The sequence below is a fragment of the Streptomyces sp. NPDC107765 genome, assembly GCF_055657085.1.
Genome location: NZ_JBVKBL010000027.1, coordinates 47,578 through 72,787 on the forward strand (window position 1 = coordinate 47,578; position 25,210 = coordinate 72,787).

Consider the following 25,210-nt stretch of genomic DNA (forward strand, 5'->3'; position numbering starts at 1 on the left):
CACCGTTGAACGCGGCCAGCTCTTCGCCACCTGGCGGCAGGCCGGACACGAGGACGGGACGAGCATGCGAGTGGGGCAGATACGCAGGCGGTGCAAGCGGCTCATCAAGGAGCTCGCGCTGCCCGCCGTCACCGATCTGCGCGGGATGTGCGACGTCGTCGCGGCCCGGGTCGAGCGGCCCGTGCATCTGGTGCCGATGAGCCTGGGCGGGGTGGTCTCGGGCATGACGGCCGTCACCGACGACGGCTACTGGGTCTTCTACGAGCTGCGCACCTCGCCCTGGCACCAGGCGCACATCGTGCTGCACGAGCTGAGTCACCTCCTGCTGGGGCACGGTCAGGACCCGGCCGTCACCGAGGAGGCGCTCAAGATCTGGACCCCCTCGGTCGACGTCGCCACCGCCATGCGGCGGATGGGGCTGACCATGGGCTTCGCCCGCCACCACGGCTACGACAACCTCGCCGAGCGGGAGACCGAGGTGCTCGGCACGCTGCTGATGGAACGGGTCGCGCCCTCTGTCGCGGACGGCGAACTCCCGCTGGAGGGACAGGCCGCCGAGCTCGCGGCGGCGCTCGGGCCCGCGCTGCAGCACGTACGGCTGGCGCATGACCGGGCGGCCGGCGAGGACGGCGCGGCCGGCGGGGACGACGACCGGGACGGTGCGGGGCGGGCCGGCGGCGAGGGCGGGGGCGCGCGTGTTTGACGTCATCTACCTGTCGTTCGGGCTGGCCGCCTGGGTGATCGTCGGCTACAAGTCCGTCGCCTGGTTCCGCGACCGCAGCAACACCGACCTCGGGCTGGCCTGTCTGATGACCGGCGGGGTGGCGACGGTCTTCCTGTTCTCCGCGCCCAGCCTCTACCGCGCCTTCGACCGGCTGGTCGGCGTGGCCAACCTCGCCATGGTCTTCCTCTACTCCTCCGTGGTGGTCTTCGCGGCCGGTGCGCTGGTCCTGCTGCTGCGCTGGACGGCCGGCGAGGGGGCGGCGGCCAGGGCGCGGGCCCGGGCCAGGGCGCGGATCGCGGTCGGGGGAGTCGCGGTGTTGTGGGCGATGGCGATCGCCGGGTTCGCGGTCGGCCGGCCGGACGCCGTCGAGCACCCCCGCGATTTCAGCACCGCCTACACCGACTCGCCCGGAGTCATGCTCTTCCTGGTGCTGTATCTGGCCATCTTCGGATCGAGCCTGGCGGGCCTGGGGACGCTCTGCCCCCGCTACGCCGCCCGGCTCGGCGGTACGCATCTCGCCCGGGGCCTGCGGGTACTGGCCGTCGGCTGCTGGCTCGGCCTGGTCTACTGCGCCTGCAAGGTCGTCGGCTTCGTCCTGTCCTGGGCGGGCCACCCCGCGCTCTGGCTCTCCAACGGGGTGGCACCGCTGAGCGCCTCGGTCGCCGCGATCCTGGTGCTGGCCGGGTTCGCGCTGCCGGCCGCCGGTCCCCGGGTCGCCGCCTGGCGCCGGCTGCGCCGGCTGTCCCCGCTCTGGCGGACCGTCACCGCGCAGACCCCCGAGGTCACGATGGAGACCTCGACGTGGTCCGTACGCTGGCCGTTCGCCGATCTGGAGTGGCGGGCCAACCGGCAGATGGCGGAGATACGGGACGTCCAGCGCGGGATCCGCCGCCATGTGGAGTCCGACGCGGTCGACGTCGCCCGGGAACGCGCCCGCGCGGTCGCCCTCGACGACCGGCAACTGGCCGCCGTCGCCGAGGCCGCCGCGCTCCGCCGGGGCCTGGAGAACCGCGCGGTGGGCCACGTCCCGGTCCACGGCGCCGACAGCGTGGTGGTCGCGAGCAGCACCGAGCCGGCCGAACTCACCGCGGAATACGAGCACTTGGCGCTGGTCGCGGACGTCTACCACTCACCGCTGATCGACACCGTGCTGACCGAGCTCCGGCAGCGCAGCGCGGCGGCGCGCGGCTGAGGCGGCGCGGCCGGCACAGAGACGGGGTGGCCCGGCACGGGGGTCCGGGCCGCCCGGCACGAAGGAGGCGGCACCGGTCCGCGCGGACCGGTGCCGCTGCCCGTTCGCCTGCGTAGCAGGTCCCTTCCCACGCCGGTGCCGCCCGATGGCGCACAGCAGCAGGTGGCCCGCCGCGAGCGCCCTACAGTCGGATCATGCAGAACACCGCCGAGACCGCCCCCGACGCGCCCATCGACGTCACGCCCCTGCTCGACGACCCGCACACCGCCTACGCCGCACTGCGCGAGGCCGGACCGGTGCACCGGATCACCGGGGCCGACGGGCAGCCCGCCTGGCTGGTCACCCGCTACGACGACGTCCGCCGGGCCCTCGCCGACCCGCGGCTGTCCCTGGACAAGCGGCACGCGGCGCCCGGCGGCTTCCGCGGCTTCGCCCTGCCGCCCGCCCTCGACGCCAACCTCCTCAACATGGACCCGCCGGACCACACCCGCATCCGCCGCCTGGTCGGCAAGGCGTTCACCCCCGGCCGGGTGGACGCGCTGCGGGCGCCCGTACGGCAGGTCGCGGAGGAACTGCTGGACGCGATGGAGCGGCGCGGCGGCCCGGCGGACCTGATCGCCGACTACGCGGGGCCGCTGCCCATCACCGTGATCTGCGATCTGCTCGGCGTCCCCCACCAGGACCGCCGGGACTTCCTGGCCTGGTCCGACGCGCTGATCACCCCGGACCCGACCCGGCCGGAGCTGATGCGGCAGGCGATCGGCGCGATGCTGGAGTTCTACACCGGGCTGATCGCCGCCAAGCGCGCCGAACCGGGCGACGATCTGCTCTCCGACCTCGTCGCGGTCCGGGACGACACGGACGGCGGCGCCGGGGGCGGCGACCGGCTCACCGAGGACGAGCTGACCTCGCTCGCCTTCCTCATCCTCTTCGCCGGATACGAGAACACCGTCCACCTCATCGGCAACGCCGTGCTCACCCTCCTCGACCACCCCGAACAGCTTCAGGAGTTGCAGCGGAATCCGGCCGAACTGCCGGCCGCCGTGGAGGAGTTCCTCCGGTACGACGGACCGTCCCCGCTCGCGATCCGCCGGTTCCCCAAGGAGGACGTGGAGATCGGCGGGGTGCGGATCCCGGCGGGCCAGAGCGTGCTGCTGGCGATCGCGTCCGCGAACCGCGACCCGGCCCGCTTCCCCGACCCGGACCGGCTGGACCGGGGCCGGGAGCTTTCCGGGCACCTCGCGCTGGGCCACGGCATCCACTACTGCCTCGGCGCGCCGCTCGCCCGGATGGAGACCGTCACCGCACTGGAGGCGTTGCTCGCCCGCTTCCCCGAGCTGCGACTCGCCGTCCCGCGAGGGGATCTGCGGCACCGTCCGGCCCTGCGTTCGCGTGGCCTGATTTCGCTGCCCGTCGCCTGGTAATCGAGAAACGAACACGTTTTTGAGGCGTAACCATTCGCCGATGCGGTAGAAAGGTTCTTGAGCCCGCCCGGTGTGCATCCCCCGTCGCACCGGGCGGGCCTTCCTTTGCAGCTGTTGCAGATGCGACCGGCCCGCCCCTCCCCGCGCCACGCCGCGATGGCCCGACTGGCGCAACTGCGCTGCGCACCGCCGCCGCGCTCCGTAGCGTGACGGCATGGCATGTGACGCACATGTACCGAAGAAGGCAGCCGCACTGGCCCTGCTCGCCGCCGCCGGTGTCGCGCTGACCTGCATACCGGCCACGGCGAAGGGGCCGACGTACCGTCAGCCCGCCGGGGCCGCGACCGGGGTGCGGGCCGTCACCGACCCCGGCACACCGCAGCTGCCCGACGGGCTGTCCGCGCTGTCGTGGATGGTGGCCGACGCGGAGACCGGCGCCGTACTGGCCGCCAAGGACCCGCACCGCAAACTCGCCCCGGCCAGCACCCTCAAGACGCTGTTCGCGGTCACCGTCCTGCCGAAGTTCCGGTCGAGCACGGTCCGCCGGGTCAGCTCCGCCGACCTCGCCGGCGTCGGCGCCGGCAGCAGCGTCGTCGGCATCCAGCAGGGCCGCCGCTACGCCGTGGCCGACCTGTGGCGCGGTGTCTTCCTGCGCTCCGGCAACGACGCGGTGCACGTCCTGGCCGCGATGAACGGCGGCTGGCAGGCCACCGCCCGCGAGATGCAGCAGACCGCCCGGAAACTCGGCGCGCACGACACCACCGTCAAGTCCCCCGACGGCTACGACGCGCCCGGCCAGGTGTCCTCCGCGTACGACCTGACCGTCTTCGCCCGCGCCGGACTGGCCAACGACGACTTCGCCCGCTACTGCGGCACCGCCCGCGCCACGTTCCCCGGCGCCGCCGGTGCCATCCCGATCGAGAACACCAACCGCCTGCTGTCCGGCTCGCACGGCGTGGCCCGCTACCCGGGCATCATCGGCGTCAAGAACGGCTACACCAGCAAGGCCGGCAACACCCTGATCGCCGCCGCCCGCCGGAACGGCCGCACCCTGCTGGTCACCGTCCTCAACCCGCAGGCCCAGGTGGCCAACGGCGTCTACAAGGAGGCCGGTTCGCTGCTGGACTGGGGCTTCCGCACGGAGGACGGCAGCCACCCGGTGGGCACCCTGCACGCCGTCCGCGCCGCCTCCCACACCACCGTCCCGCTCCGCCCGGCGGCCGCCCGGGCCACCGGCCCCGGAAGCCGCGACGCTTCCCCCGCGTCGGCCGCCCTCGTCCTCGGGGCGGGCGCCGCCGGCCTCGCGACGACCGGACCGGGCGCCCTGCTCGCCCGGTGGCGGCGGAGGCCGGTCCCCGGCGGCGGCCGCGGCCGGCCGGGCGGAGGGACCGGCTAGCCGGTCCCGGGCTAGCCTCCGCCGGCCCGCAGCCGGGGCGCGGTCTCCGCCGCCGGCACGGGCCCCGGACCGGCCGCCCCGTCCCCGGCGGCCGGCCCGTCGGCCAGCCGGCCGGTCAGCTCGGCCGCCCAGGCCAGCAGCCCCGCGACGTCGATCCCGTAGGGGGCGGCCGCCGCGTACGGCGCGAGGGCGGCCGCTCCCCGGTCGAGCAGGGCGGTACCGCCCACGGCGTTGCCGCGCGCCGCATGGGTGAGGCCCACCGCGAGCTGGGCGAGCCCGCGCCACAGCTCGCGTTCCGCCTCCGGCGCGGCCTTCCACGCGTCCTCCAGGACCTCGTGGGCGTGGAACGGCATCCCGGCGTCCAGCAGCCGCTGCGCCTCGGTCAGGGTCTCCGCGGGCGTCCGCGGGACCCCCTCGGGCTGGCGCGCGACGCCCGGCGCGCCGTACGGCAGCGGCCGGCCCAGACCGTCCCGCGGCCGGGCGTTCCGGGCCCGGCCCTCCTCATCCCGGTCCCGGCGCGGGGCACCGGCCCCGGAGACGGCAGGCGGATCCGTCCGGCTGTGCTCCTCGGGCCCGTCGGCAACGGCGCCGCAGTGCTCGCACACGTCACTGCCGGGCCGTTCGCGGATCCGGCCGCAGGCGTCGCACACCCGGTCCAGCCAGCACGCCGGGTCGCCGCCCTCGTCAGGGGTGTGGTTCATGCTTCAGATTGTGCGCCGGGCGGGCCCGGCGCGTCGTGGCGGGGTAGGGGCCCGCGGGCCTCAGACCGCCTCGGCCGCGTAGAAACACAGATGGTCCTTGATCTGCGCCACCTCGGCGTGCGGCTCCGGGTAGGCCCAGGCGACGTCCTCGGGGCCGTCGGCCAGCGACCAGTAGGAGGCGGTGCCCTTGAAGGGGCAGACCGTGTGCGTCGCGGACGGGGTGAGCAGGTCCGTCCGGACGTCCTCGGGCGGGAGGTAGTACCGCACCGGACAGCCCGTCTCGGAGAGCAGCAGGGGCCGGTGGCTCTCGGCGACCAGCCGGCCGGCGATCTCCACGCGGACGTGGTCGGTGCCCTGGGTGACGTCGATGCGGTGGCCGCGGGTAACGCTCATGACCGGCTCTCCTTCGTAGGGCCTGCACGGGAGGTGGTACGGACATGCCCGCACGGGCGCGGGCTCCCGTACCGTCCAGGATCGCACCGGGGCCGCGCGGCCGGCCCCCGGGGGCGCGCCCGCTGCACCTCCCGGATCCCGCGCCCCGCCCACTCCGGCTCCGGCCCGACGAGTGCGGCCGGCCGCTCGCGGGTCGCGCCGGGCAGCGGTGCCGCCCGCCCGCCGGACCTGTCGACGTGCCGCAGGAACAGCTCCTCCGTCGCCACCGGCGCACCGGCCGGCCCGCCCGCGAACCTCTCGTGCAGCAGCCGCAGTTTCCTGCCGTCCACGCCCAACACGGCCGGGCGGACGGTGAGTTCACTGCCGCGGGCGACCTCCCGCAGGTAGCGCACAGGGGCCTCGACCGTGTGCAGGGAGCAGCCGGTGCGCTCCCGGCAGGCCGCGCCGAGACCGGATGCGTCCATCAGGGGCGTCCGTGGCGAAGCCGAGCACCAGGACGTAGTACGCCTCCCCCGCGGCGCCCGCCGCGGCCGCCTCGACGGCCGAGGCGGCGATCTGCTCGGGCGTCACGGGGACGTGCGGGGAGCGGTGGACGGTGTCACCGGTGCCGGTCAGCGCACAGTGATGACGACCTCGTGGGTCACGGGGATCCCTTCGGGTGCCCAAGGCGGCCGGGGCCTTGCGGGAGGGTCAGTTCGCTCTCCACGAACGCCAGGAGAGCGGCGTGCATGGTGTCCGGGCCGGTGCGGTCCGGTGCGGTGGCCAGCACCTGGGTGGCCAGGCCGTCGATCAGCGCGGTCAGCCGCAGCGCGGTGAACTCCGGATCGACCGGACGGAAGACGCCCTGCGTGACACCGCGTCGCAGCACGTCGGCGACGGTGGTGCGCCACTGCCGGCAGGAGTGCTCGTGCAGCCGCCCCACGGCGGTGGAGCGGGCCGCCTGCGCCCACAGGTCGAGCCGGACCAGCCACTGGCGGCGCTGCTGCTCGGTGCGCGGGGTCTGCAGCGCGATCAGGTGCAACAGCTGTGCGCGGGCGTCCGGGGCCGCCGCCAGGCCCGCGGCCCGGCGCTCGGTGTCCTCGTCCATGCACCACCGCACGGCCGCCTCCAGCAGTTCGTCACGGCCCGGGAAGTGGTAGTGCACGGCGGCCGGGCTGGTGCCGCAGGCGGCGGCGATGTCGGCGACCCGTACGCCGTGGAAGCCGTGCTCGGCGATCAGCCGGACGGTCTCCCGGACGATCTGCAGCGGCCGGCCGCCCTCGGGCACGGCCGCCGGCGCCCGCTCCGCCGCCGGGGCGGGCCGCTCCGGCGCGCCGAGCAGCCAGCCGGTGTCGACCCCGCCGAGGTCGGCGATCCGCACGATCTCGGCGAGCGTGAAGCGCCGGGTGCCGCCCAGCGACCGGGACAGCTTCGACGGGTCCAGCACGATCCGGCGGGCGAATTCCCGGTGGCTGACACCGAGCCGGCCGATCACCTCCCGGACACGGTCGGTGACCGGGCCGGCGGCGTCGGTGATCCGGTCTGCGGCGTCCTCGGGGTCCGGGCCCCCACGGGCGTCATCCATGGTCCGGGACCGTAACAGGCGCGTTGAGAACATCTCAATGGCCAGGCGGTGGTGGGGAGCGTAAATGCGCAGGCCGCAGCCCATGTCGCGGTGGGAGTGAGGAGATAACTGATGGTGGAGTCAAGGGTGGGGCGGAGGGTGCCGGCGGCGGACGGGAAAAAGGGCTGGACGCGCCGTGAACCGGGTGAATGTGGCAAAGTGACGACATGGCTGACCGGGGAGCGAAGCGCCCCGCCGTGTCGGTGCCGGACGACTGGCCCGCCCACCCGGACCTGACCCTGGCCCTCAACGGCATGGGCGGCTTCGACTGGGACCTCGACAGCGGGCTGATGCACATGGACCCGCCCGCCCTTGAGGTCTTCGACATGCGCCCGTCCGAGTACGACGACCGCCCGGAGACGCTCAACGCCCGCGTCCCCGGCCACGAGGCCGCCCGCCTGGACGCCCTGGTCGCCCGCGCGCTCAAGGACGGCAGCGACTCCTACGGCGCCTACTTCCGGGTCCGCCTCCGCAACGGCGAACTGCGCTGGACCCACAGCCAGGGCAGCATCCGCCGGGACGACACCGGCCGCCCCCGCCGCATCATCGGCGTGGTCCGCGACGCCAGCCACGAATACACCCACGCGGCCGAGCGGCTCGCCGGCGACGAGGAGCGCCGCCGGCACACCAGCGTCGTCGAACGCACCACCGCCGCCCTGGCCCACGCCCGCACCGTCGGCGAGGTCATCGCCGTCCTCGCCGGCGAAGAAGGACTCAGCCGGCTCGGCGCGGAGAACATCATCCTCGGCCTCGTCGAAGCCGGCCGGATCCGGCTGGTCTCCGAGGGCAAGGCCGGCAGCTTCGTCCCCGACCTCGAATACACCCGGATCGGCGACGAATTCCCGATGAGCCAGGTCGTGCGCACCCTCAACCCGCGCTACGTCCGCAGCCGCGACGAGTTCAAACGCACCTACCCCCGGCTCTGGCCCGCCATCGAACCCCTCAACGTCAACTCCGCCGCCTACCTCCCGCTGATCGCCCAGGGCCGCCCCATCGGCGTCATCGGCCTGTTCTTCGAGCGCGAGAGCGACTTCCGCGACCAGGAACGCAACGTCCTGGTCGCCCTCGGCAGCAGCATCGCGCAGAGCCTGGCCCGCGCCATGCTCTACGACCAGGAACACGACCTCGCCGCCGGCCTCCAGCAAGCCATGCTGCCGCGCCGGATCCCCGGCGTGCCCGACGCCCAGATCGCCGTCCGCTACCGCTCCGCCCGGATGGGCCGTGCCATCGGCGGCGACTGGTACGACGTGATCCCGCTGCCCAACGGCCGGGTCGCCGCCGTCATCGGCGACGTCCAGGGCCACGACACCCAGGCCGCCGCCCTCATGGGCCAGTTGCGGATCGTCCTGCGCGCCTACGCCGCCGAAGGACACACCCCCGCCACCGTCATGGGCCGCGCCTCCGCCTTCCTCAACGAACTCGACACCGACCGCTTCGCCACCTGCACCTACGTCGACGCCGACCTGAGCACCGGCGCCGCCAGGATCGTCCGCGCCGGCCACATCGACCCCCTGCTGCGGCACGCCGAGGGCATCTGCCGCCTGCTGCCGGTGGCCGGCGGACTGCCGCTCGGCATCTCCTCCGAATTCCGGCGCCTGGACTACCCCGTCACCACCGTCCACCTCGCCGCCGGCGACACCCTCGTCCTGTGCACCGACGGCATCGTCGAACAGCCCGGCACCGACCTCGACGACGGCATGCGCCACCTCGCCCGGGAGATCCGCGACGGCCCGCAGGACGTCCAGCAACTCGCCGACCGCCTCTGCGAATCGGCCGGCGAACGGACCAACGAGGACGACATGGCGCTGCTCCTGCTGCGCCGGCTGGGCGCCCCCGAACACGACACCGTCGGACGGTTCCGGCAGCACATCGCCCCCGCCGACCCCGACGGCCTGTCCGCCGCCCGGCACATGATCCGGGCCGCGGTCCGCGCCTGGGGAGCGGCCGAACGCGCCGAGGAGATCGAGCTGGTCGCCGACGAACTCATCACCAACGCACTGCTGCACACCGACGGCGAGGCCGTGGTCAACATCCGGATGCCGCACAGCGTCGGACGCCGGCTGCGCCTGGAGGTCGAGGACCGGTCCAGCAGCCTGCCACGACGCCGCGAACCGGGCGAGGCCGGCGTCTCCGGCCGCGGCCTGCTCCTCGTGGACCGGCTGGCCGATGTCTGGGGTGTGGAACCGCGCGGCGGCGGAAAGTGCGTATGGTGCGAGTTCAACTGCCCCTGACCGGGACGGCGGTGCCTGTCGGCGTGGGCCGGGGGAGCGCCGGACGCCCCGGCAACCGACGGGGGAACGGTCGCCGAGCGATCGGCACGGTCGAGTGAGGACGGCTCTATGACATCGCGGGCTGTGGGACAGCGCGAGGAAGCCCGGCAGTTGACGGCACGCCTGGAGACCGAAGGCGTCCGCAACATCGCGCTGACCTGGGTGGACAACGCGGGCATCGCACGCGTCAAGACCGTACCGGCGCAGCGGCTCGCCGACACCGCCGCCCGCGGCGTCGGCATGTCACCGGTCTTCGACGTCTTCACCTCCGACGACACCATCACCGAATCCGACCACCTCGGCGGACCCGACGGCGACCTCCGGCTCTTCCCCGACCTGGACCGCGTCACCGTCCTCGCCGCCCAGCCCGGCTGGGCCTGGGCCCCGGCCGACCGCTACGACCAGCTCGGCCGGCCGCACCCGGCCTGCCAGCGGCAGTTCGCCCGGCGGATGACCGAACGCGCCACCGCCGCCGGCCTCGACCTGCGGATGGGCTTCGAAACCGAATGGGTGGTCACCCGCGCCCCCGAAAGCCACCACCCCGGCACCACCGACACCTCCGCCCCCCTCGACTACCCCTGCGCCGGCCCCGCCTACGGCATGACCCGCGTCGTCGAACTCTCCGACTACCTCCGCGACGTCACCGAGGCCCTGACCGTCCAGGACATCGACGTCCTCCAGCTCCACCCCGAATACGCACCCGGCCAGTTCGAGCTCACCACCGCACCCGGCGACCCGGTGCGCGCCGCCGACGACGTCGTCCTGGTCCGCGAGACCATCCGCGCGGTCTCCGCCCGGCACGGCCTGCGCGCCTCCTTCGCCCCCGCGTTCGTCGCCGGCCAGGTCGGCAACGGCTGCCACCTCCACCTCGGCCTCTACCGCGACGGCCGCAGCCTGCACCGCACCCCCGACGCCGCACACGGCCTCGCCCCGGACGCCGACGCCTTCCTCGCCGGCATCCTCGGCGCCCTGCCCGCCCTGCTCGCCATCGGCTGCCCGTCCCCCGCCAGCTACCTCCGGCTCCAGCCCTCCCGCTGGGCCGGCGTCTACCAGTGCTGGGGCGTCGAGAACCGCGAGGCCGCCCTGCGGCTCATCCCGGGTGCGCCCGACGACCCCGACGGCGGCCACGCCGAGGTCAAGACCTTCGACGCCGCCGCCAACCCCTACCTCGCGGTCGGCGCGGTGATCGCCGCCGGACTGCACGGCATCGAGTCCCGGGCCGCCCTCCCGGAACCGCAGAGCGGCGACCCCGGCGTCCTCGGCGTCCGCGAACGCGCCCGGCGCGGCATCGTCCGCCTCCCCGCCACCCTCACCGAGGCCACCGACCGGCTGGAGAAGTCCGCACCGCTCTACGAGGCCCTGGGCAAGGTCCTGCACGGCGCCGTGCTCGCCGTCCGGCGCGCCGAGGAGGCGCAGTTCGCCGAGAGCACCGACGAGGAGATCGCCGCCGCCACCCGCTGGCGCTGGTGATGCCCGCCGACAGCCGGGCAAGGGCTCTCCGTTTCGACGACGGCCTGCCGCCGCTGGTGGACCACCACTGCCACGGCGTGCTGCGCCACGAGCCCGACGCGGCGACGTTCGCCTCGTACCTCACCGAATCGGACCGGCCGCCCGCGGCGGGCACCACCCACTTCGACACCCAGACCGGCTTCGCGGTCCGCCGCTGGTGCCCGCCGCTGCTCGACCTGCCCGCCCACTGCCCGCCCGAGCGCTACCTCGCCCGCCGCCGCGAGCTGGGCCCCGAGGAAACCCACCGGCGGCTGCTGGGCGCCACCGGCATCGGCGCCTACCTCGTCGACACCGGACTGCCCGGCGACCTGACCGGCCCGGACGAGACGGCCGCGGCCGGCGGCGGCACCGGCCACGAGGTCGTACGGCTGGAAACCCTCGCCGAACGCACCGCCGCCGCGGTTGCCGACGGGCCTGCGGCCTCCGCCGGACGTACGGCCGCCGACGCCGAGGAGTTCACCGACGCGCTCGCCCGTGCCGTCCAGGAGGCCGCCCGCACCGCCGTCGCCTTCAAGACCGTCGCCGCCTACCGCCACGGCCTCGCGCTCGCCCCCGAACCACCCACGGCCGGCGCCGTGCACACCGCCGCCCGCACCTGGCTGGCCGCCGGCGCCGGCCGCCTCACCGACCCGGTCCTGCTCCGCCACCTCGTCGCCCTGGCCGTCGCCACCGGCCGCCCGCTCCAGATCCACACCGGCTTCGGCGACCCCGACCTCCGGCTCGACCACGCCGACCCGGCCCTCCTCACCGACCTCGTCCGCGCCACCGCCGGCACCGGCACGGACCTCGTCCTCCTGCACTGCTACCCGTACCACCGGCAGGCCGCCTATCTGGCGAGCGTCTTCCCCCACGTCCACGCCGACGTCGGACTCACCCTCAGCCACACCGGCCCCCGCGCCACCACCGTCCTCGCCGAATTCCTCGAACTCGCCCCCTTCGGCAAACTGCTCTTCTCCACCGACGCCTACGGCCTGCCCGAGCTCTACGTCGTCGGCACCGCACTGTTCCGCACCGCACTGGCCGAGGTGCTCGGCGCCTGGACGGCGAGCGGCGCCTGGTCGGCCGACGACGCCCACCGGGTGGCCGCCATGCTCGCCGCGGAGAACGCCCGCCGGGTGTACGGCCTGGGCGCGGCGGGACGGGCACGGTAAGGACCGCACGGCCCGAGCGCCTCTTCCCGCCCTGCCGTCGGGCCCCCGCCGCGCTCATGCTTTACTGCGCCGCGTGGCCCCTACAACGACCTCGGACGAGACACCCGGCGAGACCCCCGGCGCGACGCCCGGGCAGCCCACCGCAGCCCTCACCGGAGTCCGCCCGGACAAGAGCGGAACACCCTGGCATTCCCGCATATTCGCCGACCTGACACCCCTGCGCACCTCGCCCGACTACCGCCGCCTGTGGTGCGGCAACACCATCTCCTGGATGGGCCAGCAGATGACCGCCCTCGCGGTCTCGCTGCAGGTGTACGCCATCACCCGGTCCGCCTTCTCGGTCGGACTGGTGGGCCTGTGCTCGCTCGTCCCGCTGGTCGTCTTCGGCCTGTACGGCGGCGCCATCGCCGACACCGTGGACCGCCGAAAACTCGGCCTGTACAGCGCCGCCGGCGCCACCGCGATGTCCGTCACGCTGGCCACCGCCGCGCTCGCCGGATACCACCGGGTCTGGCTGCTCTACACCGTGGTCGCCCTCCAGGCCGTCTGCTTCGCGATGAACTCCCCGGCCCGCACGTCGATGATCCCGCGGCTGCTGCCCACCGAACAGCTGCCGGCCGCCAACGCCCTCAACTCCCTGACCAGCAACCTCGGTCTGATGGGCGGCCCCATGCTCGGCGGCGTCATCGTCGGCCTGTGGGGCTACCAGGCCGCGTACCTGATCGACGTGGTGGCCTTCAGCGGCGCGCTCTACGCGATGTGGCGCCTGCCGTCCATGCGCCCCGACCAGGGCGACGGCCCGCGGCGCCGCGCCTCCGTCCTCGACGGCCTGCGCTTCCTCGCCACCCGCCCCAACCTGCGGATGACGTTCTTCTCCGACCTGGCGGCCATGGTGCTGGCCCAGCCGCGCGCGCTGTTCCCCGCGATCGCGGTGCTCTGGTTCGCCGGCGACGCCAAGACCGTCGGCCTGCTCGTCGCCGCGCCCGCGGTCGGCGCCGTCCTCGGCGGACTGTTCTCCGGCTGGCTCGGCGGCATCCGCCGGCACGGACTGGCCATCCTGCTCGCGGTCGCTTCCTGGGGCGCGGCCATCGCCTGCTTCGGGCTCTCCCGGAACCTGTGGCTCGGCCTGTTCTTCCTCGCCGTGGCCGGCTGCGCCGACACCGTCTCGATGGTCTTCCGCAGCACCATGCTCCAGGCCGCCACCCCGGACGCGATGCGCGGCCGCCTCCAGGGAGTCTTCATCGTCGTCGTCGCCGGCGGCCCCCGCCTCGGCGACTTCCTCGCCGGCTCGGCCTCCGACCTGACCTCCCCGGCCACCGCCGTCATCGGCGGCGGCCTGGCCTGCATCCTGACCGTCACGGCCCTCGGCCTCGGCCGCCGCGCCTTCGCCAGGTACGACGCACGCGACCCGCAGCCTTAGCGGGGAGCGGGGTCAGGGCGCTCCGCCCCTGGTACTGCGGCACTCGTCATCCCTGGCCCGCCAGCAACCGTGGGGTCAGATCAGGGGCGTCGAAGCCCTCGTCGTCGAACGGGTACAAGGGGCGGCGGATCCTGTGGTGACCGAGGCGGAGGAGGTCCTGGTCGACGCCGCCGGGGGTGAGGGCGAGGAGCCAGTCGGCGGCCAGGGCGTACAACTCCGGTTCCAGGTAGCCGATCTTGACGACCACCAGGTCGTAGTCGCGCGGATCCAGCGAACCGAAGTCGGCGCGGGTGTGGAACGGGGTGCGCCGCTCGGTCAGGATCACCGTCACCCCGCCGCGGGTGACCGCCGCGCGCCGGCCACCACCGTCGTACGCCGGATTGCCGCGCGGTGCGCCCGAGGCGGGCCCCGGGTCCTCCAACGCCGTGACCGTGCCGGTCAGTTCGTAGGAGGCGGCGTGCGGGCCGGTGCCGGCGCTGAAGCAGCCGCCGACGCGCAGCGTCACCTCGGCGCCCCGCCCGGCGGCGAAGCACGCGGCGACCGCCGCCGGGTCGGTGAGGCCCGGGTGCAGCGCGGTGCGCCGGCCGCTCGCCAGGTCCTCGTGCGCCAGCAGCCGGCCGAGCATGTACGCGAGGTCGCCGGCCCCGCCCGCGGTGGGGTTGTCGCCCGAATCACTGATCAGGAACGGCCGGGCGGACGAGGCCACCGCACGGGCGATGCAGCCGTCGGCGTCACCGGTCGGGCCGACGAAGGTGAAGTCCCGGCGGGCGTCCCAGTACGCGCGGGCCAGCGCGCCGGCCTGGTCGAGGGCGAGCCCGGGATCGTCCGCGGTGACCACCACCGCGGCCCGGCAGCGTTCCTCGTCGGCCCAGGCGTACCCGACCCAGAGCGCCGCGTCGACGATCCCGTCGAGTGCCTCGACGGTCGCCAGCCGGCCGTAGAGCGACGCGGCCGGTTCGAGGCGGGTGCTGGTCTTCTCGCCCGGGAGGAGCACCGGGATCTGCACCCAGGCCCGGTGCGGGCGGCCCTTGCCGGAGACCAGGCGCGCAACCAGGTTGCGGGCGGCCCGCTCCCGGGTTTCCCAGGCGTCCTCGTGCGGCGCCGTCCGGTGCGCGGTCAGCAGATCGAGGTGCTCGGCGAACCGGCGCGAGACATTGCCGTGCAGGTCCATGGCGGCCGAGATCAGGGTGGCCGGGCCGGTCGCCGCGCGTACCGCCGCGGTCAGGTCCGCCTCGGCGTCGTCCAGTCCGACGACGCTCATCGCCCCGTGGATGTCGTAGATCAGTCCGTCCAGCGGGCCGGACTGCCGTATCCGGTCGGTGAGTTCGGAGCGGATGCGGTCGTAGGTGGCGCGCTCGACCGGACCGCCGGGCACCGCGACGGCATGCACCAGCGGGACCCACTCGACCGCCCCGGAGAGGTCCCCGTCCGGCCGGGTCCAGGTGTAGCGGTCCAGCAGGTCGCGCCCCCGGGTGACGCGGAAGTCGTCGTACGCCGAGCGGTGCGGGCAGAACTGGCTGGACTCGATGGCCATACCGCCGATGCCGATGCGCAGCGGGCGGCCGGTCGTCGCTGGGGCCATGCGGGCTCACTTCCCTGGGTGGCGGGTTTCGTGGCGGGGCCTTGAGGGCGCGCCGGTGGCGTTGCTACGGGGCGGCCGTCGCTCCCGGGGTGCCGGGGCCCGGCCGAGGGTGGGGCACGGCGGGTGAGATGCCGCTCAGTACGGCGTGGCCGGCGCCCAGCAGCCCGGCGTCCGGGCCGCAGACCGCGGTGTCGATGGTGAGTTCGCTGGTGGCCATCGGCAGACAGCGCTCGTAGAGCATCCCGCGCACCGCGGCGACCAGCGGCTGGGCCCCGGCCAGCGCGCCACCGAGGACCACCGCCTCGGGGTTGAAGAAGTTCACGACGACCGCGAGCACCGCGCCGATGTCCCGGCCGGCCTGCCGCACCAGGGTGGTGGCCTGCGCGTCGCCGTGTTCGACCAGCCGCAGGACGTCGGCGGCGGACGCTGCGGCGATGCCCCGCCCGCGCAGCGCGGCGGCGATCGCGGCGCCGCTCGCCACCGTCTCCAGACAGCCGATGTTCCCGCAGGAACAGGGGAGTTGGGCCGACTCGTCCACCCGGACGTGGCTGATGTCGCCGGCCGCACCGTGCGCCCCGCGGTGCAGCCGGCCGTCGCTGATGACGCCCGAGCCGATGCCGCGGCCGGCCTTGACGACGACGAGATGGCGCCGGGCGGGGTGGGCGGCGCGGTGTTCACCGAGCGCCATCATGTTGGCGTCGTTGTCGAGCAGCACCGGCAGCCCGAGGCGGTCGGCCAGCCGGTCGCGGAGCGGGAACAGGTGCCAGCCGGGCATCCGGGAGGGGGCGACGACCCGGGCGCCGTCGGCGTCGACCGGGCCGGGGAACCCGATGCCGACGCCGCGGACCGTCCGCCCGGCCGCCCGCTGCCGCTCGGCCAGCGCGCCCAGCCGCTCGGCGAGGGCGTCCAGGGCGGGCCCGGGGCCGGTGGTCAGATCGGTCGGGTGGTCCTCGGCGTCGAAGACCTCGCCGGACGGGCCCACCGCACCGGTACGGATGTGCTGGCTGCCCAGGTCGGCGGCGAGCGCCACCGTGCCCTGCCCGGCGACCCGCAGCAGCCGTGGCCGACGGCCGCCGCGCGAGGCGCCCTCACCGGATTCGGTCAGCAGTCCGGCCTCGACCAGTTCCTGGACCCGGGCGGACACGGTGGACGCGGCGAGCCCGAGCTCGCGGACGAGGTCGGCGCGGGAGGTGGCGGAGCCGTTCGCGACGAGCGCGAGGACGTGCGCGGCGGAACCGGGCGGCTCGTCGGGGAGGGGCATGGGCACACGCCTTTCGCGGGGCGGTCGGGGCAAGGAGAGTGGCCGGCGGTCGGAGCACGGGTTTCCTGCGGGCTCCGGACTTCCTGCTTCCTTCGGTGCACTTCCTCCGAGGGACTTCCTTCGGCGCCGGAGCAACCTCCGTCCCAACTCGCTGCCAGTAGAGCGCAGTCGGCCCGGATTCGCCAGGGTCTTGACTTCTTTTCACGGCCGTCCGTACGTTGCTCGCACTCTTCCACCGGCCCGACCTCCCGGAGGCAGTATGGGCCTGCGCAGGACACCAACTCCCGGCCGCATCAAGCGGGTTGGACCAGTCGGCCGAGCCGGCCGCCTGGTGGCCGCCGTCCTGCTCGGTGCCGCCGCACCGGTCGGCTGCGGGCCGCCTGGCAACGTTGTCACCGAGCTGGGCCCCACCGGCGGCGTGCCCGTCGAGGGCGGGACCGCCACCATGGCCCTGCCGCCCGCCTCCACCCCCAACTGGATCTTCCCCATCGGCGCCCCCGGCTATCTGGCCTCCTACAACAGCGCCATCCAGGACCTGCTGTTCCTGCGGCTCTACCTGCCCGAGAAGAAGGGCGACGCGCTCACCCTGGACTCACCCCGCGGCCTCGCCGAAAAACCCCGCTACGGCGACGGCAACCGCACCGTCAGCATCACCCTGAAAAAGGGCTACCGCTGGTCCGACGGGCGCCCCGTCACCACCCGCGACGTGAAATTCTGGTTCGACCTCATCAAGGCCAACAAACAGGAATGGGCCGGGTATGCGCCGAAACTGATGCCCGACGACGTCACCGCATTCGAGGTCCTCGACGACCGCACCTTCCGGCTCCGGCTGGACCGCGCCTACAACCCGGCGTGGTTCACCGCCAACGAACTCCAGGACTTCGTGGCCCTCCCCGTACACGCCTGGAACCCGCACCACGAGGACCCCCGACGGGCCTTCGCCCGGCTGATGCGGCACGCCCGGCAGTTCTCCGCATTCGCCACCGACCCGCTGTGGAAATCCGTCGACGGGCCGTGGCGGACGGCGAAGTGGACCACCTCCGGACAGGTGGAACTGATCCCCAACAGGCACTACAGCGGGCCGGACAAACCCCATCTCGACCGGGTCGTCCTCAAGCCCTTCACCACCGCCGACTCCGAATTCAACGTCCTGCGGGCCGGCGGCGTCGACTACGGCTACCTGCCGCCCTCCGTCATGGCGCAGTCGGCGAAATTCCGGGAGATGGGCTATCGCATCGACCCCTGGGAGGGCTGGGCGATCACCTACATCGTGCTCAATTACCACCACCCCACCGCCGGTCCGCTGCTCCGGCAGACCTATCTGCGCCAGGCACTCCAGCACCTCATCGACCAGAAGGCGCTCTCCCGGGTCGTCTGGCACGGCAGCGCCGCCCCCACCCTCGGCCCGGTCCCCGCCGGCCTGCTCACCGCCGATCCGTATCCCTACGACCCCAAGCGGGCAAAGGCGCTGCTGGCCGACCACGGCTGGGCCGCCCGGGACGGCGTGCTGCGCTGCGTACGGCCCGGGCGCGGCGCCGGCGCGTGCGGTGCGGGCGTCGAGGACGGGCAGGAGCTGCGGCTCTCGCTGCTCTCCCAGTCCGGTTCGACCGAGACCTCCAACACCATGCAGGTCCTCAAGTCGGAGTTCGGCACGGCGGGCATCGCCCTCGACGTCCGGCAGCAGCCGCTGAACACGGTCCTGGGCACCACCGTCCCCTGCAAGACCGCCGACCCCGTCTGCTCCGCCTGGCAGCTCGGCTTCTTCGGCACCCAGGGCAGCTGGTACTTCCCGCCCGACCCCAGCGGGGAGAAGATCTTCGCCAGCAACGCGCCGTCCAACATGGGCAGTTGGTCCGATCCCCGTACCGACGAGCTGATCCGGGCCACCGAGTACTCCGACGATCCCGCCGCACTGCGCGCCTACGGCCGCGAGGTCGCCCGCCGCCTCCCGGTGCTGTGGACCCCCAACCCCGCCTACCAGGTCTCCGCCATCCGCAACGACCTGCGCGGCGTCGACCAGAACCCCACACTGTCGCTGGCCCCGCAGGACTGGTACTACGTCAAGAAGGGCGGTGCCGGCCGGTGACCCGCTTCCTGGCCAAGCGCCTCGCCCAGGCCCTGATCGTCCTGCTGCTGGTCTCCGTCATCGTCTTCGTCCTGCTGCACCTGCTCCCCGGCGGCCCGGCCCGCGCCATCCTCGGCGTGCAGGCCACGCCCCAGGCCGTCGCGCACTTCAACCACCAGCAGGGATACGACCGTTCGTTGCCCCAGCAGTACCTGATGTACCTCGGCCGGCTGCTCACCGGCGACCTGGGGGAGTCCTACAAGCTCAACCAGAGCGTCGCCTCGCTGCTCGCCGAACGCCTGCCGAGGACCGCCCTGCTGGCCGGGCTGTCGCTGGCGCTGGCCGCCGTCCTGGCCGTACCGCTCGGCATCCTCCAGGCGGTACGCCGCGGCCGCGCCGCCGACCACGTACTGACCGGCCTGGCCTTCCTCGCCTACGCCACCCCGGTCTTCTCCTCGGCCTCGTCCTCGTCCTGGTCCTCAGCCAGCAACTGCCCCTGCTGCCCGCCGAGGCACCGCAGGCCGACACGGTCGGCGGGATCCTCGCCGAGCCGGCCGGGCTGATCCTCCCGGTCGTGACCACGGCCCTGGGAATCGTCGCCGCCTTCAGCCGCTATCTGCGCTCCGCGGTCCTCGACAACCTCGGCGAGGACTACGTCCGCACCGCCCGCGCCAAGGGCCAGTCCGGCGCCCGGGTGCTGGTCCGGCACGTGCTGCGCAATGCGCTCATCCCGCTGGTCACCCTCCTCGGCCTCTACCTGCCGACCCTCTTCAGCGGCACCCTCGTCGTCGAGTCGATGTTCAACTACCCGGGCATGGGACTGCTGTTCTGGAACGCGGCCCAGGGCTCGGACTTCCCCGTACTGCTCGGCGTGACCCTCGTCGTGGGCGTCGCCACCGTCCTCGGCTCCCTGCTCGCCGACATCGCCTACGCCGCCCTCGACCCGCGCATCAGGAGCGTGCCGTGACGACCACCGCCCCCGCACCGCGCGTCAGGAGCATGTCGTGACCACCACCGCCCCCGCACCGCCGGACGCCGAGCCCGCCGCTCCCGGGCCGGTCCGCCGCGTCCTGACCGGTTTCCGCCGCAACAAGCTCGCGCTGACCGGCGCCCTGATCCTGCTGGCCCTGCTCGCCTTCTGCTTCCTCGGCCCGCTGCTCCACCCCACCGACCAGATCCACACCGACCTCACCCAGGCCAACCGCGCCCCCGGCGCCGGCCACCTGCTCGGCACCACCGACCTCGGCCACGACCTGCTCGGCCGGCTGATGTACGGCGGCCGCACCTCCCTTGAGGTCGGACTGGCGGCCGGGCTGCTGGCCACCCTCCTCGGCACCGTCTACGGCGCGGTCGCCGGCTACTTCGGCGGCTGGCTGGACGCCGTGATGATGCGGGTCACCGACGCCGCGCTCGCCATCCCGGCGCTGTTCCTCCTCGTCGTGGTCGCCACCCTCGTCACCCCCAGCAAGCCCGTCCTCATCCTGGTCATCGCCTCCGTCGCCTGGCTCTCCCCGGCCCGGCTGCTGCGCGGCGAGGCGCTGGCGCTGCGCAGCCGGGACTACGTCCACGCGATGCGGCTGATGGGCGGCGGCGGGGGCCGGGCGGTGTTCCGGCACATCCTGCCCAACGCCCTGGGCACCGTCGTCGTCAACGCCACCTTCCAGATCGCCGACGCCATCCTCTACGTCGCCTACCTCTCCTTCCTCGGCCTGTCCCTGCCGCCGCCCGCCGCCGACTGGGGCTCCCTGCTCTCCGCCGGCATCACCTACACCCAGGTCGGCCACTGGTGGCTGATCTTCCCGCCGGGCCTCGCGATCGTGCTGGTCGTGGCGGCCTTCAACTTCCTCGGCGACGGGCTGCGGGACGCCTTCGACGTACGGCTCGACACGGGACGGGGCAGCCACCGATGACCGAACCCCTGCTGCGCATCGACGACCTGCACGTGGACATCGCCACCCGCGACCGGACCGTGCACGCCCTCGACGGCATCGACCTCGACCTCGCCCCCGGCGAAGCGCTCGGCCTGGTCGGCGAGTCCGGCTGCGGCAAGACCCTCACCGCCCTCTCCGTCCTCGGGCTGCTCCCCACGGGCGGCCGGATCACCGGCGGACGCATCCTCTTCCACGGCACGGACCTGGCCGCCGCCCCCGAACCCGCCCTGCAGGGCGTCCGCGGCCACACCATCGGCATGGTCTTCCAGGACCCGCTGACCTCGCTCAACCCCACCATGACCATCGGCGCCCAGGTCGCCGAGCCGCTCCGCCTGCACACCCGGCTCACCAGGGCCCAGGCCCGCGCCAGGGCCGAGGAGATGCTCGGCCTGGTCGGCCTGCCCCGCCCCGCCGAGCGGATGGCCCACTACCCGCACCAGCTCAGCGGCGGCATGCGGCAGCGCGTCGCGATCGCCATGGCCCTGGTCTGCGAACCGGACCTGCTGATCGCCGACGAGCCCACCACCGCCCTCGACGTCACCACCCGGCACCAGATCCTGGAGCTCATCGACGCACTGCGCACCCGGCTCGGCATGGCCCTGATCCTCGTCACCCACGACCTCGGGGTGATCGCCCGCCGGGTCGACCGGGTCGCGGTGATGTACGCCGGCCGGATCGCCGAACGCGCCCCCGTACGGCCGCTGTTCGCCACCCCGCGGCACCGCTACACCCAGGCCCTCTTCGCCGCCCTCCCGGACCGCGCCCCCGACCCCGCCCGCCCGCTCGCCACCGTCCCCGGCCTCCCACCGGTCCTCACCACCCGCCCCACCGGCTGCCGCTTCGCACCCCGCTGCGGCTTCGCCACCGACCTCTGCCGCACCGCGGAACCGGAACTCACCGACGGCCCGGGCGGCGGCCGGCCGGCCGACCGCGCCGCGCACGCCTTCGCCTGCTTCCACCCGGCCGGTCCGGCGCCCGGCGCCGACCCGGTCGCCGAGATACGCCCGCCCGCCCCCGCCGCGCCGCCGCCCCGCACCGACGCACCGCTGCTCCGCCTCACCGGCCTCACCAAGACCTACCCGCTGCACGGCGGGCCGCTCGCCCGCCGCCGGGGCGCCGCCGAGATCAGCGCGGTGGCCGGGATCTCGCTCACCGTCCGGCGCGGCGAGACCTTCGGCATCGTCGGCGAGTCCGGCTGCGGCAAATCCACCCTCGGCCGGCTGGCGGTCGGCCTGGAGGCACCCAGCACCGGCACCGTCGAGGTCGCCGGGCGCGACCTGGCTACGCTGCGGGGCCGCGAGCTGCGCGCCCACCGGCGCGAGGTCCAGCTGATGTTCCAGGACTCCGCCGCGGCCATGGACCCCCGGATGCGGGTCGGCGCCGTACTGACCGAACCCCTGGTCATCCAGGGCATCGGCGACCGGGCCGCGCGGCAGCGGCGGATCGCCGGACTCCTGGACGACGTCGGACTGCCGCGCGGCGCCGTCGACCGCTACCCGCACGAATTCTCCGGCGGCCAGCGCCAGCGCCTCGGCCTGGCCCGCGCCCTCGCGCTCGCCCCCTCTCTCGTGGTCGCCGACGAACCGGTCTCCGCGCTCGACGTCTCCGTCCAGGCCCAGATCCTCAACCTGATGCGCGCCCTGCAACGGGACAAGGGCCTGAGCTACCTCTTCATCTCGCACGACCTGGCGGTGGTGCGGCACGTCGCCGACCGGGTCGGCGTGATGTACCTCGGCGAACTCGTCGAGACCGGCCCCGCGGAGGCGGTCTTCGACCGCCCGCTTCACCCCTATACGCGCGGCCTCCTGGACACGGTCCGCCCGCCCGGCCCCGCCTCCCGCCCCCTCGGCGGCGAGACCCCCTCGGCCGCGGCCCCGCCGTCCGGGTGCCGGTTCCGCACGCGGTGCGCCTTCGCGACGGACCGTTGCGCGGAGCCGCCGCCGACGGTGGGAGACGGAGGGCACTGGACCTCCTGCCACTTTCCGCTTCGCGGGTGATCCCCACGTAGCCGTCTGTTCCGCCGCGGTGGTTGCTCGCCGTTGCGCTTTGCGGCGCCCCGCACGTAGTTGTCTGCGGCGCCGCGGGTCGTCTGGCCGTTGCGCCTGCGGCGGGCTGGGTTTGTGGTGGGTGCGGTGACGGGCCTCCGGGGCCGGTTGTGTGGACTGCTGACGCTTTACGTCCACACAACCGGCCCCTCCGGCCCGTCCCCTCCCGTGGGGGGAGTGTGCGGGTGAGTGGGGGCGCGCGTTGTTGCCCGCGCACCTGGTTTCGTGAGGTTTTGGGAATGCCTCGCCCGGCGCGTCGGGTTGTGGCCCCGCAGGGGGCCCTCGCAACCCTTACGGGTTCTGTTCGACCATCCCGTAGGGGTACCCGGGCCCCCTTGCATGCCTCAACGTCCACCGCCACGCACCGCATTCCCCTCCCCCAACGGGAGGGGACGGGCCGGAGGGGCCTTGTTCGTGGACGTAAAGCGTCAGCAGTCCACGAACAAGGCCCCGGAGGTCCGTCACCGCACCCGACAACAACCCAGCCCGCCGCAGGCGCAACGGCGAGACGCCCCGCGGCGGGACGGCCAGGTACGTACGGGGCGCCGCAAAGCGCAACGGCGAGACGCCCCCCGGCGCAGCAGACAGCCACGTGCGGGGCGCCGCAAAGCGCAACGGGGAGCGAGCCCCGCGGCGGGACGGCCAGGTACGTACGGGGCGCCGCAAAGCGCAACGGCGAGCGAGCCCCGCGTCGGGAGAGACAGCCACGTGCGGCGCGCCGCAAAGCGCAACGGCGAGCAACCCCGACGGCGGAACAGACGGCTACGTGCGAGGCCGGCCAAGCGCAGCGGAATGCGGAATGCGGTGAGGCCGTAGAAACGCCAGACTCGGGTACAGGGGCACATGTGGCGTATGCCGCATACGTGGAACCACACCTCTCATTGGAGGCCCGCCGTGCAGCGGCAACCGCACCCGCGCCCTGAGCGCACGCTCGACCGCGATCCGGAGCCTACGCGGCCGCCGGACCCGGGAGGCCCGCCGCCGAATCCCACCCCCGACCCGCTTCCCGGGCCGCCGACCCCGCCCGGGCCACCGGATCCCATCCCTCCGGAACCGTCGCCGATACCCCGTCCGCCCGGACCCGACCCGGTCCCGGACCCGTCCCCCGCTCCCTCACCGCTTTCCTAGGAGGTGCTGACCATGGCCATCGCCACGGTCAACCCGGCCACCGGCGAGACCCTGAAGACCTTCGACGCGCTCAACGCGGGCGAGATCGAGGATCGCCTGGTCAGGGCGGAGCAGGCGTTCCAGCTCCACCGCACCACCAGCTTCGCCCGTCGCACGGAACTGCTGCTCAAGGCCGCCGACCTGCTGGAGGCCGATCAGGACGGCATTGCCCGCACGATGACCACCGAGATGGGAAAACCGCTGGCCCAGGCCCGTGCGGAGGCCGCGAAGTGCGTCAAGACCATGCGCTGGTACGCGCGCAACGCCGAGGGGCTGCTGGCCGACGAGCACCCCGACCCGGCGGACGTCGGCGATTCCGGGGCGGTGCGTGCCGTGGTCCGCTACCGGCCGATCGGCCCCGTCCTGGCGGTGATGCCGTGGAACTTCCCGCTCTGGCAGGTCGTACGGTTCGCCGCCCCGGCGCTGATGGCCGGCAACACCGGGCTGCTCAAACACGCCTCGAACGTCCCGCAGACCGCCCTGTACATCGAGGAGCTGTTCCGCCGCGCCGGCTACCCCGAGGGCTGTTTCGAGACCCTGCTGATCGGCTCCGGCGCCGTCGAGGAGATCCTGCGGGATCCGCGGGTGGCCGCCGCGACGCTGACCGGCAGCGAGCCGGCCGGGCGCTCGGTGGCGTCCATCGCCGGTGACGAGGTCAAGAAGACTGTGCTGGAGCTCGGCGGCAGCGACCCGTTCGTGGTGCTGCCCTCCGCCGACCTCGACAAGGCGGCCAAGGTCGCGGTGACCGCGCGGGTGCAGAACAACGGGCAGTCCTGCATCGCCGCCAAGCGGTTCATCGTGCACAACGACGTTTACGACGCCTTCGCCGAGCGGTTCACCGAGCAGATGGCGGCGCTGACCGTCGGCGACCCGATGGACGAGAACACCGACGTCGGACCGCTCTCCAGCGAGCAGGGCCGCTCCGACCTGGAGGAACTCGTCGACGATGCGGTCCACCAGGGCGCGGCCGCGCTGTGCGGCGGCCGGCGGCCGCCCGAGCACCGGGCCGGCTGGTTCTACGAGCCCACGGTCCTGGCGGGCATCACCCCGACCATGCGCATCCACCACGAGGAGGCGTTCGGGCCGGTCGCCACGCTCTACCGGGTCGCCGATCTCGACGAGGCGATCGAGATCGCCAACGACACGCCGTTCGGGCTGAGTTCCAACGCCTGGACCCGCGACCCCGACGAACAGGCCCGGCTGGCCCGGGACATCCAGGCCGGCGGTCTCTACTTCAACGGCATGACCGCCTCCCACCCCGGCCTCCCCTTCGGCGGCGCCAAGCGGTCCGGCTACGGGCGGGAACTGTCCGGCCACGGCATCAAGGAGTTCTGCAACATGACGACGCTCTGGTACGGCCCCGAGGAGTGAGCGGC

Annotated in this window: 18 protein-coding genes and 2 pseudogenes; 13 read left to right on the top strand and 7 right to left on the bottom strand. The window is 74.0% G+C overall.

The window, feature by feature from the left end; translation table 11 throughout:
• Window positions 1-70: 70 nt before the first annotated feature.
• The 4 genes from ACZ7MX_RS38555 (at window position 71) to ACZ7MX_RS38570 (ending at window position 4,736) form a co-directional block, all read left to right on the top strand.
• Window positions 71-703 carry a hypothetical protein gene (locus tag ACZ7MX_RS38555; protein ID WP_472139281.1) on the top strand — a complete coding sequence of 211 codons (633 nt, stop codon included), beginning with the start codon at window positions 71-73 and terminating at the stop codon, window positions 701-703.
• Window positions 696-1,916, top strand: a complete 1,221-nt coding sequence (locus tag ACZ7MX_RS38560) for an MAB_1171c family putative transporter (protein ID WP_472139234.1) — start codon at window positions 696-698, stop codon at window positions 1,914-1,916. The genes ACZ7MX_RS38555 and ACZ7MX_RS38560 overlap by 8 nt, the downstream gene beginning before the upstream one ends.
• 194 nt (window positions 1,917-2,110) lie before the next feature.
• Window positions 2,111-3,340 (top strand): cytochrome P450 family protein, encoded by a 1,230-nt coding sequence (locus tag ACZ7MX_RS38565; protein ID WP_472139236.1) that lies wholly within the window; start codon window positions 2,111-2,113, stop codon window positions 3,338-3,340.
• Between the two features lie 214 nt (window positions 3,341-3,554).
• Entirely contained in the window at window positions 3,555-4,736 is a 1,182-nt protein-coding gene (locus ACZ7MX_RS38570) for a D-alanyl-D-alanine carboxypeptidase family protein (protein WP_472139238.1), read from the top strand.
• Between the two features lie 11 nt (window positions 4,737-4,747).
• Here the strand turns inward: ACZ7MX_RS38570 and ACZ7MX_RS38575 are convergent, their stop codons facing one another.
• The 5 genes and pseudogenes from ACZ7MX_RS38575 to ACZ7MX_RS38595 form a co-directional block, all read right to left on the bottom strand.
• On the bottom strand, window positions 4,748-5,341 hold the full coding sequence (locus tag ACZ7MX_RS38575; protein ID WP_472139283.1) for a DUF309 domain-containing protein: 594 nt from the start codon (window positions 5,339-5,341) through the stop codon (window positions 4,748-4,750).
• Between the two features lie 156 nt (window positions 5,342-5,497).
• Window positions 5,498-5,830 carry a DUF427 domain-containing protein gene (locus tag ACZ7MX_RS38580; RefSeq protein ID WP_472139239.1) on the bottom strand — a complete coding sequence of 111 codons (333 nt, stop codon included), beginning with the start codon at window positions 5,828-5,830 and terminating at the stop codon, window positions 5,498-5,500.
• Window positions 5,827-6,294 (bottom strand): thioesterase family protein, encoded by a 468-nt coding sequence (locus ACZ7MX_RS38585; RefSeq protein ID WP_472139241.1) that lies wholly within the window; start codon window positions 6,292-6,294, stop codon window positions 5,827-5,829. The genes ACZ7MX_RS38580 and ACZ7MX_RS38585 overlap by 4 nt, the downstream gene beginning before the upstream one ends.
• Before the next feature lie 49 nt (window positions 6,295-6,343).
• Window positions 6,344-6,480, bottom strand: a pseudogene (locus ACZ7MX_RS38590) (3-keto-5-aminohexanoate cleavage protein); the annotation flags it as partial.
• The gene (locus tag ACZ7MX_RS38595; protein ID WP_472139243.1) at window positions 6,471-7,394 is read right to left on the bottom strand and encodes a TetR/AcrR family transcriptional regulator; all 924 of its coding nucleotides are present in this window, start codon (window positions 7,392-7,394) and stop codon (window positions 6,471-6,473) included. The gene ACZ7MX_RS38595 and the pseudogene ACZ7MX_RS38590, both read right to left, overlap by 10 nt.
• A gap of 206 nt (window positions 7,395-7,600) precedes the next feature.
• On the opposite strand from ACZ7MX_RS38595, the gene ACZ7MX_RS38600 reads away from it, so the two are divergent.
• The 4 genes from ACZ7MX_RS38600 to ACZ7MX_RS38615 all read left to right on the top strand — a co-directional run bounded on the left by ACZ7MX_RS38600 (window position 7,601) and on the right by ACZ7MX_RS38615 (window position 13,783).
• Window positions 7,601-9,664 carry a SpoIIE family protein phosphatase gene (locus ACZ7MX_RS38600; protein ID WP_472139245.1) on the top strand — a complete coding sequence of 688 codons (2,064 nt, stop codon included), beginning with the start codon at window positions 7,601-7,603 and terminating at the stop codon, window positions 9,662-9,664.
• A gap of 108 nt (window positions 9,665-9,772) precedes the next feature.
• Entirely contained in the window at window positions 9,773-11,173 is a 1,401-nt protein-coding gene (locus tag ACZ7MX_RS38605) for a glutamine synthetase family protein (RefSeq protein WP_472139247.1), read from the top strand.
• Window positions 11,173-12,363: an amidohydrolase family protein gene (locus tag ACZ7MX_RS38610; RefSeq protein ID WP_472139249.1), complete on the top strand. Its 1,191-nt coding sequence runs from the start codon at window positions 11,173-11,175 to the stop codon at window positions 12,361-12,363. Before ACZ7MX_RS38605 ends, ACZ7MX_RS38610 begins: the two co-directional genes overlap by 1 nt.
• A gap of 196 nt (window positions 12,364-12,559) precedes the next feature.
• Window positions 12,560-13,783, top strand: a complete 1,224-nt coding sequence (locus tag ACZ7MX_RS38615; RefSeq protein ID WP_472139285.1) for an MFS transporter — start codon at window positions 12,560-12,562, stop codon at window positions 13,781-13,783.
• Window positions 13,784-13,829: 46 nt separating this feature from the next.
• Here the strand turns inward: ACZ7MX_RS38615 and ACZ7MX_RS38620 are convergent, their stop codons facing one another.
• Together ACZ7MX_RS38620 and ACZ7MX_RS38625 are read right to left on the bottom strand one after the other, a co-directional pair.
• Window positions 13,830-15,365 (bottom strand): M81 family metallopeptidase, encoded by a 1,536-nt coding sequence (locus tag ACZ7MX_RS38620; protein ID WP_472139251.1) that lies wholly within the window; start codon window positions 15,363-15,365, stop codon window positions 13,830-13,832.
• A 64-nt stretch (window positions 15,366-15,429) separates the two neighbouring features.
• Window positions 15,430-16,626 (bottom strand): ROK family protein, encoded by a 1,197-nt coding sequence (locus ACZ7MX_RS38625; protein ID WP_472139253.1) that lies wholly within the window; start codon window positions 16,624-16,626, stop codon window positions 15,430-15,432.
• Between the two features lie 331 nt (window positions 16,627-16,957).
• Here ACZ7MX_RS38625 and ACZ7MX_RS38630 point away from each other — a divergent pair, with 331 nt between their 5' ends.
• The 5 genes and pseudogenes from ACZ7MX_RS38630 to ACZ7MX_RS38650 all read left to right on the top strand — a co-directional run bounded on the left by ACZ7MX_RS38630 (window position 16,958) and on the right by ACZ7MX_RS38650 (window position 25,205).
• On the top strand, window positions 16,958-18,712 hold the full coding sequence (locus tag ACZ7MX_RS38630) for a peptide ABC transporter substrate-binding protein (RefSeq protein ID WP_472139255.1): 1,755 nt from the start codon (window positions 16,958-16,960) through the stop codon (window positions 18,710-18,712).
• Window positions 18,709-19,658: pseudogene (locus tag ACZ7MX_RS38635) on the top strand (ABC transporter permease). Before ACZ7MX_RS38630 ends, ACZ7MX_RS38635 begins: the two are co-directional and overlap by 4 nt.
• Window positions 19,659-19,695: 37 nt before the next feature.
• Entirely contained in the window at window positions 19,696-20,601 is a 906-nt protein-coding gene (locus tag ACZ7MX_RS38640) for an ABC transporter permease (RefSeq protein WP_472139257.1), read from the top strand.
• Window positions 20,598-22,619, top strand: coding sequence for a dipeptide ABC transporter ATP-binding protein (locus tag ACZ7MX_RS38645; protein WP_472139259.1), 2,022 nt, complete (start codon window positions 20,598-20,600; stop codon window positions 22,617-22,619). The genes ACZ7MX_RS38640 and ACZ7MX_RS38645 overlap by 4 nt, the downstream gene beginning before the upstream one ends.
• Before the next feature lie 1,188 nt (window positions 22,620-23,807).
• A complete protein-coding gene (locus ACZ7MX_RS38650) occupies window positions 23,808-25,205 on the top strand; it encodes an NADP-dependent succinic semialdehyde dehydrogenase (protein WP_472139261.1) in 1,398 nt (465 codons plus the stop codon).
• The last annotated feature ends 5 nt before the right edge of the window (window positions 25,206-25,210 follow it).

What these genes read in the sequence shown, in the direction of transcription:
- ACZ7MX_RS38595 (WP_472139243.1), bottom strand. Translation starts at nt 7,394, where the DNA reads ATGGATGACGCCCGTGGGGGCCCGGACCCCGAGGACGCCGCAGACCGG.
- ACZ7MX_RS38570 (WP_472139238.1), top strand. Translation starts at nt 3,555, where the DNA reads ATGGCATGTGACGCACATGTACCGAAGAAGGCAGCCGCACTGGCCCTG.
- ACZ7MX_RS38580 (WP_472139239.1), bottom strand. Translation starts at nt 5,830, where the DNA reads ATGAGCGTTACCCGCGGCCACCGCATCGACGTCACCCAGGGCACCGAC.
- ACZ7MX_RS38610 (WP_472139249.1), top strand. Translation starts at nt 11,173, where the DNA reads ATGCCCGCCGACAGCCGGGCAAGGGCTCTCCGTTTCGACGACGGCCTG.
- ACZ7MX_RS38600 (WP_472139245.1), top strand. Translation starts at nt 7,601, where the DNA reads ATGGCTGACCGGGGAGCGAAGCGCCCCGCCGTGTCGGTGCCGGACGAC.
- ACZ7MX_RS38650 (WP_472139261.1), top strand. Translation starts at nt 23,808, where the DNA reads ATGGCCATCGCCACGGTCAACCCGGCCACCGGCGAGACCCTGAAGACC.
- ACZ7MX_RS38565 (WP_472139236.1), top strand. Translation starts at nt 2,111, where the DNA reads ATGCAGAACACCGCCGAGACCGCCCCCGACGCGCCCATCGACGTCACG.
- ACZ7MX_RS38585 (WP_472139241.1), bottom strand. Translation starts at nt 6,294, where the DNA reads ATGGACGCATCCGGTCTCGGCGCGGCCTGCCGGGAGCGCACCGGCTGC.
- ACZ7MX_RS38620 (WP_472139251.1), bottom strand. Translation starts at nt 15,365, where the DNA reads ATGGCCCCAGCGACGACCGGCCGCCCGCTGCGCATCGGCATCGGCGGT.
- ACZ7MX_RS38625 (WP_472139253.1), bottom strand. Translation starts at nt 16,626, where the DNA reads ATGCCCCTCCCCGACGAGCCGCCCGGTTCCGCCGCGCACGTCCTCGCG.
- ACZ7MX_RS38605 (WP_472139247.1), top strand. Translation starts at nt 9,773, where the DNA reads ATGACATCGCGGGCTGTGGGACAGCGCGAGGAAGCCCGGCAGTTGACG.
- ACZ7MX_RS38645 (WP_472139259.1), top strand. Translation starts at nt 20,598, where the DNA reads ATGACCGAACCCCTGCTGCGCATCGACGACCTGCACGTGGACATCGCC.